Source organism: Paenibacillus apiarius (genome assembly GCF_017052585.1).
In the GTDB taxonomy this organism is placed as follows: domain Bacteria; phylum Bacillota; class Bacilli; order Paenibacillales; family Paenibacillaceae; genus Paenibacillus_B; species Paenibacillus_B apiarius.
Window position 1 is genome coordinate 1 of the sequence record NZ_JAFFHZ010000001.1, and the last position, 15,413, is coordinate 15,413.

The 15,413-nt window shown below is 42.2% G+C and carries 16 protein-coding genes and 1 pseudogene; all 17 read left to right on the plus strand.

Annotated elements, in window-relative coordinates; all coding sequences use genetic code 11:
* Positions 1–282: pseudogene (locus JSQ80_RS00005) on the plus strand (stalk domain-containing protein); the annotation flags it as partial.
* A gap of 154 nt (positions 283–436) precedes the next feature.
* Positions 437–1,156, plus strand: coding sequence for a stalk domain-containing protein (locus JSQ80_RS00010; protein ID WP_206093875.1), 720 nt, complete (start codon positions 437–439; stop codon positions 1,154–1,156).
* A gap of 210 nt (positions 1,157–1,366) precedes the next feature.
* A complete protein-coding gene (locus tag JSQ80_RS00015) occupies positions 1,367–2,098 on the plus strand; it encodes a stalk domain-containing protein (protein ID WP_336245691.1) in 732 nt (243 codons plus the stop codon).
* Positions 2,099–2,253: 155 nt separating this feature from the next.
* Positions 2,254–2,970: a stalk domain-containing protein gene (locus tag JSQ80_RS00020; RefSeq protein ID WP_206093876.1), complete on the plus strand. Its 717-nt coding sequence runs from the start codon at positions 2,254–2,256 to the stop codon at positions 2,968–2,970.
* Between the two features lie 103 nt (positions 2,971–3,073).
* A complete protein-coding gene (locus JSQ80_RS00025) occupies positions 3,074–3,526 on the plus strand; it encodes a hypothetical protein (RefSeq protein WP_206093877.1) in 453 nt (150 codons plus the stop codon).
* A gap of 84 nt (positions 3,527–3,610) precedes the next feature.
* Positions 3,611–4,765, plus strand: a complete 1,155-nt coding sequence (locus tag JSQ80_RS00030; protein WP_206093878.1) for a methyl-accepting chemotaxis domain-containing protein — start codon at positions 3,611–3,613, stop codon at positions 4,763–4,765.
* A 35-nt stretch (positions 4,766–4,800) separates the two neighbouring features.
* Positions 4,801–5,181: a hypothetical protein gene (locus JSQ80_RS00035; protein ID WP_206093879.1), complete on the plus strand. Its 381-nt coding sequence runs from the start codon at positions 4,801–4,803 to the stop codon at positions 5,179–5,181.
* A gap of 70 nt (positions 5,182–5,251) precedes the next feature.
* On the plus strand, positions 5,252–5,776 hold the full coding sequence (locus JSQ80_RS00040) for a hypothetical protein (RefSeq protein WP_206093880.1): 525 nt from the start codon (positions 5,252–5,254) through the stop codon (positions 5,774–5,776).
* Between the two features lie 76 nt (positions 5,777–5,852).
* Complete coding sequence (locus tag JSQ80_RS00045) at positions 5,853–6,467, plus strand: hypothetical protein (protein ID WP_206093881.1); 615 nt, start codon at positions 5,853–5,855, stop codon at positions 6,465–6,467.
* A 15-nt stretch (positions 6,468–6,482) separates the two neighbouring features.
* Positions 6,483–7,058, plus strand: a complete 576-nt coding sequence (locus JSQ80_RS00050) for a hypothetical protein (RefSeq protein WP_206093882.1) — start codon at positions 6,483–6,485, stop codon at positions 7,056–7,058.
* Positions 7,058–7,324, plus strand: a complete 267-nt coding sequence (locus JSQ80_RS00055) for a hypothetical protein (protein WP_206093883.1) — start codon at positions 7,058–7,060, stop codon at positions 7,322–7,324. Before JSQ80_RS00050 ends, JSQ80_RS00055 begins: the two co-directional genes overlap by 1 nt.
* A gap of 66 nt (positions 7,325–7,390) precedes the next feature.
* Complete coding sequence (locus JSQ80_RS00060) at positions 7,391–9,430, plus strand: SPRY domain-containing protein (RefSeq protein WP_206093884.1); 2,040 nt, start codon at positions 7,391–7,393, stop codon at positions 9,428–9,430.
* Positions 9,431–9,459: 29 nt separating this feature from the next.
* Positions 9,460–10,467, plus strand: coding sequence for a hypothetical protein (locus tag JSQ80_RS00065; RefSeq protein ID WP_206093885.1), 1,008 nt, complete (start codon positions 9,460–9,462; stop codon positions 10,465–10,467).
* 57 nt (positions 10,468–10,524) lie between these two features.
* Positions 10,525–12,273 carry a hypothetical protein gene (locus JSQ80_RS00070; RefSeq protein ID WP_206093886.1) on the plus strand — a complete coding sequence of 583 codons (1,749 nt, stop codon included), beginning with the start codon at positions 10,525–10,527 and terminating at the stop codon, positions 12,271–12,273.
* A gap of 32 nt (positions 12,274–12,305) precedes the next feature.
* Positions 12,306–14,099 (plus strand): DNRLRE domain-containing protein, encoded by a 1,794-nt coding sequence (locus tag JSQ80_RS00075; protein WP_206093887.1) that lies wholly within the window; start codon positions 12,306–12,308, stop codon positions 14,097–14,099.
* 68 nt (positions 14,100–14,167) lie between these two features.
* Positions 14,168–14,905, plus strand: a complete 738-nt coding sequence (locus JSQ80_RS00080) for a peptidoglycan DD-metalloendopeptidase family protein (protein ID WP_206093888.1) — start codon at positions 14,168–14,170, stop codon at positions 14,903–14,905.
* A 199-nt stretch (positions 14,906–15,104) separates the two neighbouring features.
* Complete coding sequence (locus tag JSQ80_RS29365) at positions 15,105–15,227, plus strand: hypothetical protein (RefSeq protein WP_272491054.1); 123 nt, start codon at positions 15,105–15,107, stop codon at positions 15,225–15,227.
* The last annotated feature ends 186 nt before the right edge of the window (positions 15,228–15,413 follow it).

The window sequence follows — 15,413 nt, forward strand, 5'->3', positions numbered from 1 at the left end:
GCTGACACCGGCATGACCCTGATGCATTATGTTGTGCTTGAAAATAACTATGAAGCGTACAAGGCAATTAAACGCAATAACTTGAATGTCGATATACCAGACAACAATGGGCAAACACCGTTATTTTTATCCGTTATTCATGAAAATAGCTTTTACTTTGGTGAATTGCGTGATGAATTAAATTCTGATGTTATGATTAAAGATTCGGAAGGAAAACAAGCAATTGATTATGCCGATAAAACCTCTACTTTCTACCTTTCTTTAAGATTTAAGATGTTGTAATTGAAGACACGACCTCCTCAATAAAAGGAGGTCGTATTTATTTATCAAGTGTAGTTATCCTAGGTCACCCTCTAACTTCATTTAAAAAACGATGCTCATTTTCCGATATATAGTACAATAGAACTATTCCCAATATATTGGAGGTCACGTTTCAATGAAAAAAATAACGATATTAATTACGGGCATTTTTATAGGTGTTGCATTATCTGCCGGAACTGTTGTGGGAGCGACTACATACTTAAAAGCAACTCAATCGAATGTAAAGCTTGTTGTGAACGAGACGGAAGCGAAATTATCCAATCCTCCAGTTCATGTGAATGGGAAACTGTATCTTCCCGTTAGAGATACTGCAAATGCCTTGGGTTATTCTGTGCAGTCTGTCACCCGTTCAACGGTTACGCTTAAGGAAGGCATTAGCCAAAACACCTCTGCTCAAACCAATGACTCGAAAGTAAAAACGAATAGCGAGAAAAAGGAAAATCAGATGGTGAAAAACTTGAAAGAAACTTATTCTACTGACGGCAAACTGGACGGAGCCAAGATTAAAGCAGCTTTAGAAAACGGCTCGCTTGATGTGAATGCTCAAGATACTGACACAGGAAATACTCTCTTAATGCTAGCTATTTTGGAGAGTAATTATGGCGCATATAAAGAGTTTAAGCGCAATGATCTTGATCCCAATATTCAAAACAGAGACAAACAAACGGCATTACATTTAACCACAATAAAAGAAAACTCTTTTTTCAGAGGAGAACTGTTGGAGGAATTAAAGGCCGATGCTTCAATAAAGGACGTATCAGGTAAACAAGCTATCGACTACACTGAAAAGGAGACAAGTGATTATTATCGTTTGTATTTGTATATGAATAAATAATTTGGTATTTATCATTCCGAAATATCATTTATATTAAGATATGAAGTCATTTAAGTCACTCTTCAATGGAGTGGCTTTTTAATTTCAATACGTGAGAGTCATCAAATCACGCAAAAACGGATGAAAAACAGCTAGAGTGATGTAAACTAAAGTTATCATTTATCTTTGCCGATATATGGTATTACGCTAAAAAATCGGAGGTATGTGAAAGTGAAAAAGTTCGTAACCAAAACCCCTGCCTTTTTGTTGGGACTACTCGTTGGGGCAATTTTAACTGCGGGCACAGCCGTAGGCGCAGCAACGTTTTATAAAGCGACGCCAATGAATATTAAAGTTGTAGTTGGCGAGAATCAAGCAAAACTAAGCGATTCTCCTTTAAATGTGAACGGGAAAACCTATCTCCCTCTTCGCGACACGGCTAGCGCTCTCGGCTATTCTGTACAGTCTGTTACTTCTTCTGAAATTACGCTGAAAGAGAAAACAAAAGTGAACACAGAAAAAGAGCAAAAGAACAAGGCCAAAAATGACAAAACGAAAACGACAATCCAAACGGTAAAAATGAAAAATTTAAAAGAAACCTATTCTACTGACGGCAAACTGGATGCAGCCAAGCTCAAGGAAGCTTTAAACGATGGAACTTTGGATGTAAATGCGCAAGATGCTGACACCGGTATTACCCTGATGCATTATGTCGTGCTTGAAGATAACTACGAAGCATATAAGGCAATTAGACGCAATGAATTGAATGTCAATATACCAGACAACAATGGGCAAACACCGATATTTTTATCCGTTATTCATAAAAATCACTTTTTCTTTGGCGAATTGCGTGATGACTTAAATGCTGATTTTATGATTAAAGATTCGGAAGGAAAGCAAGCAATTGATTATGCTGATAAAAGCTCTACTTTCTACCGTTCTTTAAGAGCTGAGATGATGTAATAGAAGACACGACCTCCTCAATTCAAGGAGGTCGTCTTTATTTTATGAAGTGTAGTAATCTAGGTTCGCCTCTAACTTCATTTAAAAAGCGATGCTCATTTTCCGATATATAGTACAATAGAACTATTTACTATATATTGGAGGTCAACGTTTCAATGAAAAAAATAACGATATTAATAACGGGCATTTTTATAGGTGTTGCCTTATCTGCCGGAACTGTTGTGGGAGCGACTACATACTTAAAAGCAACTCAATCGAATGTGAAGCTTGTTGTCAATGACACGGAAGCGAAATTATCCAATCCTCCAGTTCATGTGAATGGCAAACTATATCTTCCCGTTAGAGATACCGCAAATGCTTTGGGTTATTCTGTACAGTCTATCACCCGTTCAACGGTTACGCTTAAGGAAGGCATTAGCCAAAACACCTCTGCTCAAACCAATGACTCGAAAGCAAAAGAAAATATCCATAAAAAAGAAAATCAGATGGTGAAAAATTTGAAAGAAACCTATTCTACTGACGGCAAACTGGATGCAGCCAAGCTCAAGGAAGCTTTAAACAATGCAACTTTGGATGTAAATGCGCAAGATGCTGACACCGGTATGACCCTGATGCATTATGTCGTGCTTGAAGATAACTATGAAGTATATAAAGCAATTATACGCAATGACTTGAATGTCAATATACCAGACAACAATGGGCAAACCCCGTTATTTCTATCCGTTATTCATAAAAATAGCTTTTACTTTGGCGAATTGCGTGATGAATTAAATGCTGATGTTATGATTAAAGATTCGGAAGGAAAACAAGCAATTGATTATGCCGATAAAAACTCTACTTTCTACCGTTCTTTAAGATTCAGGATGTTGTAACTGAAAAGCATCTCAATCGAATGTAAAGCTTGTTTAAGCCACCCTTCACTGGAGTGGCTTTTCATTTTGAAAAAATACCGACTGCAGGAGGTGAAAATATAATATGGCTGCAATTGCTCTTCACGGACATCGTACCGATCAATCGACTAAATCTGGACATGTTACTTATGATATCTATCGATATGAAGACGACCCGCGAGGCGGATGGTATTATAGCAGCTCTGGAAGTACGGGAGCATTGATTACGGGAACCATAAGCTCGTCTTCCGGTTCCGTGGTTGTGAATGGAACACCGATTTGTACCGTTGGGGATGCCGTCAATGAAACTTGGGTGGCCTCCCCTTCTGTCCCTTCTAATTCAAGCTATACGGAATATAGACATGTCACTCCCGGAACTTCTGGCAGCGGGCAAGGAGAAATTACAGGCGGCAATGCTGCCAATGTCTATATGAATGGAAAATTGATAGCTGTGCAAGGCTCCACAGTAACAACATGCCTTGGAACTACCACTAAAATAAATGGAGGGAACAGCACTGTCATGATAGGCAGTTCATGAGGAGGTTTTCTTTATTTCAATGCGTGAACATTCGCAACTTTTATTTGCAGGAAACAAAGATCATCAGATGAAGGAGGTGATAATATGCCAGAGATAAAAACATGCTTGGAACTGAATGATCCCGTCACGACGATATGGCGCAGCGGCACCCCGGACGATCCTTACAAAGACCGGATGGACTCCCTGCCCATCATCAACAACCAAATGACTTTGCTGGAGATCCCGTCACACGGGCACAAGGTCATGATTGAGGGCTTCACCGAAATCGACCAAGAGCGGTTCACGAATCGAAGCACACTCGCGCCTGACGAGTTCCTCGTCAACTACTCCAACGGTATCGTGCAATTCCATCCTGCCCACGAAGGGACAACCTTGCTGTGCAAGTATAAAGGGAAAGGGCTCATTCTCTACCCCGCTTCACGCATCTATGCCATGGTCAGCCGCAGCCCCGACGTCGTGCAGACCCTTCAGGATATCATCGACGAGATGCTGCGCCGCTTGCAGGAGACCAACACGGCGATTGCCGACTTGAAGCAAGTCATTGTGAACGCTGAGACCGCCACACATGCGGCCAACCTGGCGTCCGACAATGCGAATCAGGCTGCTGATGACGCGAAGCTGGCTACAGAGAAGGCCTTGCATGCCTATAACACGACGACGCTCGTATTTAAGCCGCCGGTGGCGGATATGAAGGAGCTCTTGGATACATACCCATATCCTCAAGTTGGCTGGACGGTTCAAACCTATAAAGACGGCATGCGATACCGCTTTGACGGCAAGAGTTGGATTCCGATCGATATGTTCGGCCAAAACATTCAAGCCGTAAGCGAGCATGCGGATGGGCTGATGTCAATCGCCGAACATGTGAAGCTGAAAAGCATTCCGCTGGATGTCAAAGACCGCGTCATCGTATTTTGCTTGCCTTCCTACCTGTTTCAAGGCGTGCAAAGCGTCATCGCCAAGTTCCCTTTCCAAGGCGAGATTGTGTCTGTCGAGGCGATTTGCGGCGTTCCCGGCGATTCCGACACGGAAATCCAAATCGAGAAAACAGCCGATCTCGTTCATTGGAGCAGCATTCTGTCGCACAATCTCCATTTTAAGCCGCATCAGTTTGTGGATGACCGGACGTCGGCAGTAAGCAGCAGCAGCGTCAATGCGGGCGATATGTTCCGGCTGAACGTAGTCAAGCAAGGCGGGAACATTCAAAATGTGACGGTCGAAATGGTCGTGCGCATCTAATCTGGGGACGCCAATCGGCAATAAGGAGGGAAAAAATGAGCAAGCAAGGCACGCAAGTATGGGGATCGGCACCGCTTCAAGCACAGCCCATCGTCATCGACAAAACCAATAACCGTCTATCCTTCAAAGTGGATGCCATGGAATATGAAGTCACGATTCCTGATGGCACCTATGTGACCAAAAAAGAGTACTTCACTTCCAATCTGATCGCTCCCTTGAATGGAGCATTGGAAAGAGCAGACGCGCCAGTCGCCGCCAAGCTGGGCGGAGTCCATATGGACAAGCACATGAACGTGCTTGTGCTCGAACATCACGACTCCTCTGCCCCGCATACCATCGATTCGTTCGGCGGAAGCGCCAAGGAACTCGTGTGGGGGAACACAGAGCATACAACCGCTCATTCCGGCAGCGAATAATCTATGTAAGCAATGTCCTAATTGATATACGAATTATTTATAAAAATAAAAAATGGAAAGAGGAATTCATATGACACAACCTATTATTTCTTGGCTTAACAGCACGCATTCGGCAGAGATAACCGCCCCCTTTGACTTCGGTGTGATCGATGCCGGAGATAGCAGCCCGCCTGTTACCTTTAATATTTGGAACAATAAAAATGGTGACAAAGACGTGTCAAAAATGGAGGATTGCACCATCACGACGCGTGAAATAGGCGGCGGTCTGGAAACCCAAGTTGTCAATAACAACTGGTTTCACGCGCAAGTAGATACTTTGGATGAAACCGATATTGCAGATCCCTCTTCTCTTATCGGCAAAACGCGCTCGAAGCCGCTTGGCACGACTGGAAGCACGACCAAAGACCATTCCGGCAAAGAACTGACGACACCGCTGACTCCGGCCGCGCAGGAAATACTCGGCGTTAATAATAACGGCAATCCGCTGGATGCGGCAGGCAACTATGTGACCGTCACGCTCCAGGCAGAAGTGCCAATGGATGCTTCTAGCGGAAGACAAGACTTCAAAATCCGCGTGTCGTACCGCTACGTGTAACGAACGCTTCCTTTCAAGGCGAGGCTGCCCGCAGTCTCGCCTTTGTTCATGCTCACAATACAATGGGAGGTTCACTATGATTTTTCACAACCGCTGCAATCGTTCGCCGGTTCCTCATCAGAGCTTTATCTGGATTGCGGAATATTATGACGGCGCCTATTTGTCCGAATATGACTTTGAGACTAAAAAAGCGAACAGCTTTTATCACATAGATAAACAAAAATTAATAAGATTCGGCTTAATCGGCCACGGCTCACAAGTATTCTTCGATGTTGGCAACGGTGTCTTCACGCTGAATGACCATCGGCTCATGGTATCTTACCGGACGAAGGAGCATGAGTATCCCCTGACCGGAAGAGCTTTTCTCTATAACGACATCATCACCTACAAAGATGCTGTATCCGATGCGAATCTACTGTTGGCTGGCGCCAAGCAGGGACGCTTTAGCGATAAAATCGTGCAATATAATGTAGGCTACAAAAAAAACATGGCGCTGCTGGATGTGAACATTAACTTCCAGTGCCTGTTGTCTATCCCCTACAACGAAGCTTCTTTCCTGGCCATCAAAATGACTTCTGACAAAGATCTCGATGGAAAACTGATTATTCGACGTAACGGATTAATTGTGGATGAAATTCATGCCCCACTCAAAGCGCAGCATGCAGGCATGATGTATTGGGAAATTAGATAGCGAGGTGACATGGCAATGGCTACACAAGAGATAGGCTTACCGATCAAGTTCGAAACCGGAACGTTCAACAACACAATCGTCAAAAATGGAAAGCTGCAATTGGCTGAACTCAAACAAGACGAAAAAGGCAATATCGTCTATGCCCCCTATGGCTCTTGGGAATCGCAGCTTATTCTTATTCAAGACAAAATCACTTCCTTTAAGCGAATAGCTAAAAGCATTGAGGTGAATGGTGAAGCAACCTATAAAATCTACACCAAATCCTCGGAGGATGGCACGACATGGACGGAGTACGAAGAAATCGACGATACCGATGGCAGCATACACTCCCCTGCCGCCAAATACGCCAAAGTAAAGGTCGAGATTATTCCTCCGCTTGTAGATGCGACCTTTACCGTAGATGAGTTCACGGATGCAGGGAAATATTCCAACGAATTCGTAAATTCGGACAACGGCGTTCTTGAGTTAAAGAAGCATTACCGTTATAAATATGCGAAAGATGAATCGTGGCAAGATGAGGGTGTGATTTTGCGGAGGAAGATTCCGCATAGCAAGTTGAAAAAGATAGATTCATTACGAGTGGAGGTGTAATGATGCCAATTCCAACGACTGCATCTCTAATTTTCCATGACAACAACTATAAAACGTACAACAATGGGTGGAAAACAATTCCAACAACTTTACCTTCAAAAGACACTTTTATGAATGATGGTATTAGAGATTTATCTACTCTGGATAGAAAAGAACAAATTGCTACTCTTCCTATGACATCCTCTGAATTAGGTGATGGAAAAGTGTTTAAAGCAAAGGTTGATTATAAGAAATACTTTGATATTAACAGTATTAATGTGAAGTAGGACTGAACTGGTTCTACTTCTTTTTGTATTGAATAACGATTTTATTTAGTTGGGATGGTGAGGAAAGTGGATAATATAAATGTTACTTGGGATGCGGTTAATAAGGGTAGTGCTGTGGTTCTTAGCAATGGCAACTTAACAGCAAAAGTTCCCAATTTTAACAATACTGTTAGAGCAACAATTGGAAGAAGTACAGGGAAGTGGTATTGGGAAATAACTATTAGTGTATATAATTGGTTGCTTATAGGAATAGTTAACAAAGATGCTAATTTAAACTCTAGCAATAGTTCAACACAAAATGTACGATTTTATTGGGAAAACGGAAAAAAGTTGCCTGAGAATGTTTCTTATGGGAAAAATTTTGTTGTTGGAGATGTAATAAGTGTCCTTCTTAACTTGGATAGTGGAACACTTGAATTTTGGAAAAATGGAGTTAGCCAAGGCGTATCTCATACTAACATCAAGTCTATGGAGGAGGTTTATCCTGCGGTTTCTGCTCCACAATCAGCAACAACAGAAAGCACAGTAATAGCTAATTTCGGAGATACCTCCTTTGTACATCCTATACCCCAAGGATTTTCTTCTTTTGACGGTAGTCAAAGGCATTGGGATAGTAAGTTATTAATCCAATCTTACAGTGGAAAACATCTCTCATTTGAGAACAATATTGATGCGGCAACAGTAATTCCTAGAATGACATCAAATTCAACACCATCTGGACGAGCATTTGCAAAAGATATCTATTCTGCTCCTTATGATGCGTGGAAAGCATTTAATCAAATCGACGATAATGATGGATATTGCTCCAAAAATGGTAGTGCTGGAGTTGGTTTCCTTGCATACGAATTTGCTCAGTACATTCCTGTTTTTAAGTACGCAGTACGTAGCATGAATTCATCTGCTGTCCTTAATACAATGCCAAAAGACTGGACTTTTGAAGGAAGCTTTGATGGAGATAAGTGGTATGTATTGGATACACAGAAAAATCAAACTTGGACTGCTACAAACACAGATAAAGATTACTACATCAGCAATCCGAAATCTTATAAAATGTATCGTTTGAATTGGACTGCCAACAATGGATATACAGGATATACAGGTATCAATGAATTAAAGATGTATCACGGTTCGAATACAGAAACACACATTCCATCAATAAATGAAAAGTACTTCACGGAGTATGGAATGAACAAAATAACTCAACAAACTCTTAAAAGTGATTATGATCGGGCGCGATTAATCTCTAATAGAGAAAGCAAACTAAACGAAGGCAAAACATTTGAGCATGAGATCGATTTGAAGAAATTTAAAGTAAATAGAGTAAATACGATTGTGAGTAAAATGTCTGTGTCTGAAAGTGGGGAGAATTATAAAAATATTGCTCCAAAATTAATTCCAAGTGCAGCAGGAACATTTTCTGGAGAAGCTGAAAGCAATCTTTATAAAGCTATTGAGGGAGATGGAATGCTTACTTCTGGTAAACAAGTAGGATTCTATAGTCCCACACCAAATTCACCAGTAATTTTTATGTTAAAACCAAATGGTTCTGCCATAAAATTAAATAAAATTAGGGTTGCATTTGGTGTCTCTGATTGGAGTGGAAATACTACAGCCTCTGATTTTGAGGTTCAAGTTTCGAAGAGTAGTACAGCATCAATAGATGAATCACCTGCGAGCAGTAATTGGGAATCAATCTATGCTATTAGTAACAACTGGTATAAAGATTTTATAGAAATAAAAACGACTACAACAATATATACACCGATGATAAGAATAATCGTTTATAAAAGTGCGCATTCTACTTACCTTACAATTAGCGAGGTTGAGGTATATGGAGAAGAAGTAAGTGATCGTTTTTTGATTGAATCTAATAATTATGTGTGTACCGTTTCAGACACAGAACTGATTATTCTTCAAAATAAACAATATGATGTTGATATATTTTCTAAATATGGTCAATGGAAAGGTGTCCCTGTTGATCTAAATGGAAAAATAACAAATAGAATATATGTTTCAAGAGAACCAAGATCTTTAGGAGAAGGAAAAGTATTCAAACAAAAAGTTGATGCAGCAAATGTTCCAATCAAAAAAGTATCAATTGAATAATAGTTTTATCTAGAAAGGAGTGATGATCTTTGAGTATTTTCTATATCAAGATTATTGCAAAAAATACAGGTGATATTGGTATTGCAGGTATAATTAAACTAAAAGATTATGTAACAGAGGAGTATCTTCCTCTGGATTCGTCAAATATTGTCGAGCATAACATGAATCGGAGACTTGAAAATATAGATCAACTATTTTCAACAACATGGGGCAGTCCTCCATACTATGAAGGCTCAAGCAAAGGTTACTACATATTAAAAATTAATAGCGATAATCAAAAGTTTCAATTGGAGTTATCGAATTGGACAAATACTACTTATGGAAAACCATATGAGGTGCTTGTATCCCTAGATAATAACACTTATCAAAAAGTAGGAGAAAATAATACAAATGGTGATGGAAAAGAATATTCGTTAGTTCTTAATATCACCACAGAAAGATTGTTTGCAAAAGATACTGATGGCTATAAAACATATAGAGATGGATGGGTTTTATTCTCGAATAATGTTCCTAGTGAAGCTGACTATCAAAAGAATGGTATTGAATTAGAAAACTTAAAGCTAATACCTGAATCAGCATGGGCAGAGCTAAAAGGCGAAATTGAACTCTGTTACTATACAGATGATTCTAATAAAACAGAAACATCATTCAACATCGAAACCGAACCATTTACTCTTGCTGAAGAGTTTGACGAGCAAATAATCAAAATCATTGAATATACTGAAAACCTTGCACAAGAAGAATCCAGTATCACATTAGAAACTGAACCATTTACGTTTTATGATGAAATTGGCGATAGCTTCGATGTTCTATATTACACCGATGATCCAGATGAGACTGAAGCTGAATTAGAGATCAATCATAACTATTCCCCATGGGATGAACTTGATGGTGATTTTGAAGTAGTGACATGGACAATGGAAGAAGAAACGGAAGGTCAAGAGGAACGAAAGCCCATCTTTAAAGAAAAGATTGACGATGGCGATTTATACAGCACAAAAGTAGATTTATCAAAAGGAATTGTGAATATGAAGTGAGGCAGTCACTACAGGCTGTCTCTTTTGTTTGCAATACAATGCAAAGGAGCTGATTATATGGCAGAAACAGCAAAGCCTAATATCCCGGACTTAGGAGATTCGTTGCAAATAAAAATTAGTAATAGCCATATTGCAATCAATGATGAATCTAAGCTATTTGATGGAATTACAAGTATGCAAGGACAATACGGTGTCGTATGCATGTCTACTACCAACCAGTCATTTATAGAATTTCAGGTTCCAAGGAAATGCAATTTATGGGCAGTTGGAGGATATTACTCAGATAGTGGAGGAAGTTCAGGCAAACAAATAAGACTGCAAAAATGGGATGGGACTTCCTATATTGAAGTAGGATTATATAACACAACTAATCATTACGATTGGTTTTTATTGTTTCCTAATTTAGAAAAAGGGCAATATAAAATTACGCCAACGGCTAATTATATCGTATTTAATGAGTGGTACGTTGAAAATTTAGTTTTTAATAAAAGTTTAATTGAATTGAATGGTAGCGAATACCGAACATATAGAAGCTCTGGTTGGAACGAAATAGCTTCCCCTGTAACACCACAACTCTTCGAAGAACACGGAATGACCGATCTATCCATCATTCCATCGGAAGCATGGCATGAGCTGGCCCAACTCTCCCCCACGATCGAGATCGTTACATACGTTCCAGAGGGCAACAAAGCCAAGCCTTTTACCGAAACATACATGGACATCCCCTTACGTATCGACATGACGGCCTTGCCTTTTGAACAGCTTATCGTGCAGCCATCCGATTTTGACTTGCACGGCAGCCTGCTCTCCATCGTTGCCAATAAACTCCCTACACAAGTCTATGACGGCACCTGCAAGTTTATCGTGTCGTTCGATAAAGGCGCTGTGTGGGAAGCTTTCAGAAATGGAAAATGGAAAACAGTGAACGCTGCCGATATGGAGAATATACGTGAACAAGGAATGAGCTTCAAATCTCTTGCCCACATCAAAGAAAATCACCTCTCGAATAAAGGCAAGCAAATTCGCATCGGCTATTTCTTGGACGACAGCATACACCGCGAAGAAGAAGTAAAGCTTGATCATTCGCAGTTCGTGGTGAAATCGGCTCTTGACGATGTCAAATTGGAAGACATGACTTTCCATTTGCTCAATACGACAGCGGCAATCCAGCTCCAACTAACCGGAAACAAGCTGACTGGCAAGCTGGATGACCCAGACAAAGGAAAAGTTCAATATCGGGTGCTGTTGAATGGCAAGCCATATGATCCTGATAATGGCGAGTTTACGCGTCTGGCTTCTTCCCCCGTGGATATCAACCTCTACATTTCCGAAAGAGAGATTCTGTTCAATCAGGAAAATAAACTGACGGTCGAGTTTCAAGATTACTGGGGTCAGCCCGATCGATGGGAAACGACGTTTATCGGCACCTATTCCGGCTTGATGTTTATGGACGAGACCGGCAACTATTACTCGGACACGTTCGGCGGGATATTGAAGTACTTGGACTTCGGAATTATCATCGCAGGCCAAACGACCGTGGATCAGAAAGTGGTGGTCAAAAACCAGTTGGGATATGAGATCACCAATCTTACGTTGGAATCGATCGAGGAATCTCTGCCCCAAGGCGTTACCATCGAATTGTCACGCTCCAATAAGCCGTTTATCGCCCAGGATAAGCTGCTGTACAGCCAGATTTTTCAGCAGGATGATACGGTTGAATTTTACGTCCGCATCGCTACGGTAATAGAAGCAGAGCCAACGGTGAACGGTCAATTTGAAATTCGCGCAAAAGCGGATCGGGTATAATCTCAATACAATGAGAGCGGATGTGAATAAAATTGAATGAGTACAATGTTAAAAATGCGGCAAACCGGCTGAGGGGCCAGTTTTATCTCTATGGTTCAGGCAGCGATGATGTGGAATCGACCTTGGTGGTTGCCACCCGAGCTCGGGAAGACCTTAATGCAAGCCTATCGGTAAAACTCGAGCGAGAGCATGATTTGTCCGCCAGCTTGGAGGTCATATATCGCAGCAACGGAGATTTGCCTTCCTGCATCCAAGCAATAGCAGCCGAATACTTGCCGGCTTCGCTCGAAGTGAGACCGCACAATCAAATGTTCGGCAAATTCGAATTGCTGGAGGCTCCGCGGATTGAAACAGGGTTCCCTGCGCTTGAAGACGCAGCGACCCGCAGCCGTACCGACCTGCAGACGGTTAATTTCGGCGATACGCAGCAAATGATGATAGGCGCGAATAACGGTGAGGTATTTGATTCATTTGTGAAGTTTGGCCGACTGCACGGCTTAATGCCTGATTTGCATCTGTTAGAAAAGGCGAAATTGAAGCTATATTATACCGGGACAGTGCCGGACGGCACCAATATTGAGCTGCACCAGCCGCATCGATTCTGGGAAGAGCTTGGAGTTACGCATGCCAATAAACCCCGCTCCGCCGAGCTCCTGTCAACAGAATATACAATCGATCGCCACAAGCGCTGCATTGAATTCGACGTGCTGGATATCATGAAGCGATGGCAGGCCGGCAGCTTGGTGAATGAAGGGCTGCTAATCCAATCAGCGAACGATTACCCCGTATATTTCTATACCCGGGAATCAAGCAAGCCGCCGCGTTTAGAAGTAAAATATATATCAAATCTGATTTACAGCGTCGGCAGAAGCGCGACTGAAGCGACAATGTTCATCTATGGCGTTGGCAATGCAGAACGTTCGGCTTCGCTCACCGTGCATAGCGACCAGGGCGAGGATTTCAAACAGGCTACTTTATACGTTCACCGGCCAGAAGTGCCTGTTTCTATCGATAGAACGGGAACCATTGCCGTCAGTCGAGCGAACCTGCGGACCAGCATGACCGTTGGCATAAGACAAGAAGCTGTCTTGTATGGCAGCATCAGCGTTCCCGATTACGGCGCAGAAGATCGGGATGCAATCGTTCAGGTCAACACTCCGGAAAAGCATGCCGTACTAACCGTCGATCCGAACATCAGTCTCTCAAGCATGCTGACGGTAGCCAAGCTCAAACGTTCGAGTCGCCCCGGCCATATCCATATATCGGTTCCGGATCTGCATTCGCGTCTCGAAGTTTCGAAATACACAAGAGCATCCCAATATCTAGATGCCTCGCTGACGGTACAAAAAGAAAAAAACGAAGATCGCGAAGCGTTTTTGGTTGTCAATCGACCCGACTTGGACGGAAGGATCACCGTTAGGGCATATAAAGAAGAAGATATTGCAGGGCAAATTGAGATTCCGCATTACACGGACCAAGAATCGTTGGTCCATGTTTCTAAGCCTGTCCTTGCATCTGCTCTGGATGTGAAATATGGGCACTCCCTGAATTCGGCGCTTTATGTGAAGCATCATCAGTATATGGAGTCGTTCATTGATACAAAACAGATTGCTCAGTTGGGAGCGACCATAAACATCCGGCAGATTGCCGATTCGCCTGCTCACCTATCCATAAGCAATCCGGATCTGCCGGCTTGCTTGTACCCAAGAGTGTCAGGTGAGAATGATCTGGATGCAATCGCAAGAATTCGGAAGAAAAATGCAGCCGACCTGCATGGCCAAATCAACGTAAATGGAGTCGCAAGAGCGTATTACTACATTCTGTAGCGAATAGATGAAAGCTGAAGCCGTCCCCTTGGGGCGGCTTCTTATATTTTGAATGTGGAGGATTATAGATGAATACATTTGATTGGAAAAAATACGGTTTTACCCGTGTCACCAGTCCATATGGCTGGCGCAATGACCCATTCAACGGCAAGAAAGTTTGTCATACCGGAGTCGATTTAGTCAAATCCCATCAGGCGCCCATACACGCTTTTACAGGCGGCGAAGTCGTTCATGCCGGCATGGGAGCTGCAGGAAGCGGCTTTGGCGGCTTCGGCAATGTCGTCGCCGTTAAAGATTCCAATGGATATTTGCAATGCTATGCGCATTTGGATAGTATCAGCGTCGCAGCCGGGCAGATTATTCAAGCAGGCCAGGAGCTTGGCACGCAAGGAACGACGGGGCTCTCCACGGGCTCGCATCTGCACTATGAAGTGCGCAGTACAGCTTCTCCGAGCTTTGGCTTCGGCCGCCATACCGATCCGGGATGCTATTTGTCGTCTTGCTTTTCCGAACAGTCACAACAGGAATGCACACAAGAGCGCAAGGCAATCCCCATCCGCGTTAACAATCAACCGTTCTGCGAGGGATTTCTGGAAGGAAGCATTACCTATGCCCCGCTGCGTGCCATCAGCGAGCAATTGGGGGCCCGGGTTGGCTGGGACGGCAAGGAAGCGGCAGTCAATGGAATCCGCATGTTAGGGGGAAAAATAATCGATGGGCGCACGTACATACCCGTTCGAGCCTTTGAAGAAGCCATTGAAGTCAAGGTAGTGTGGAACGGTCAAGAGGTTAACATTGTCCAGTAAAATGGACTAAATAATTAATCAACTGAACATTACATTGCCATCTTTGCTGAGGATATTCATTTCATTTCATTGATAAATTATGGTATGTTATAAACAGAAAATACCCCTTTTTTAATACCTAATGTTTGATAAATCATCTTTTTAATTTAGTTTGAGTACACTACCCTAAGAGAAATTTTTTAGGAGGTGTGCATCGTGTATGCCGAATGAAGGAGATGAAAAGAAGATGTCTACTGTCATGAATCAAAAATATTCACAGTTGAAAGTAAAACTAGATCAAATTAGCAAAGATGCGAAATTACTAAAGAGCAAAGCGGTATGATTGTGTTAGATCCAACGAACCGCAACCATCAAGAATGGTATGAAAAAGATGAGTACAAGGGTGATTAAAAGTGCCCGAGAATCCCCTTATTTCAGAAATATGGACTACTAAAGTATACTACCGAGACTCATCCGCCCATATAAAGTAAGACCTGTGTTGGTCGTTAATCATGATGAAGGATCTGGA

Coding starts and splice junctions, on each gene's coding strand:
- JSQ80_RS00070 (WP_206093886.1), top strand. CDS start 10,525: ATGGCAGAAACAGCAAAGCCTAATATCCCGGACTTAGGAGATTCGTTG.
- JSQ80_RS00040 (WP_206093880.1), top strand. CDS start 5,252: ATGACACAACCTATTATTTCTTGGCTTAACAGCACGCATTCGGCAGAG.
- JSQ80_RS00025 (WP_206093877.1), top strand. CDS start 3,074: ATGGCTGCAATTGCTCTTCACGGACATCGTACCGATCAATCGACTAAA.
- JSQ80_RS00035 (WP_206093879.1), top strand. CDS start 4,801: ATGAGCAAGCAAGGCACGCAAGTATGGGGATCGGCACCGCTTCAAGCA.
- JSQ80_RS00045 (WP_206093881.1), top strand. CDS start 5,853: ATGATTTTTCACAACCGCTGCAATCGTTCGCCGGTTCCTCATCAGAGC.
- JSQ80_RS00010 (WP_206093875.1), top strand. CDS start 437: ATGAAAAAAATAACGATATTAATTACGGGCATTTTTATAGGTGTTGCA.
- JSQ80_RS00050 (WP_206093882.1), top strand. CDS start 6,483: ATGGCTACACAAGAGATAGGCTTACCGATCAAGTTCGAAACCGGAACG.
- JSQ80_RS00080 (WP_206093888.1), top strand. CDS start 14,168: ATGAATACATTTGATTGGAAAAAATACGGTTTTACCCGTGTCACCAGT.
- JSQ80_RS00055 (WP_206093883.1), top strand. CDS start 7,058: ATGATGCCAATTCCAACGACTGCATCTCTAATTTTCCATGACAACAAC.
- JSQ80_RS29365 (WP_272491054.1), top strand. CDS start 15,105: ATGCCGAATGAAGGAGATGAAAAGAAGATGTCTACTGTCATGAATCAA.
- JSQ80_RS00020 (WP_206093876.1), top strand. CDS start 2,254: ATGAAAAAAATAACGATATTAATAACGGGCATTTTTATAGGTGTTGCC.
- JSQ80_RS00030 (WP_206093878.1), top strand. CDS start 3,611: ATGCCAGAGATAAAAACATGCTTGGAACTGAATGATCCCGTCACGACG.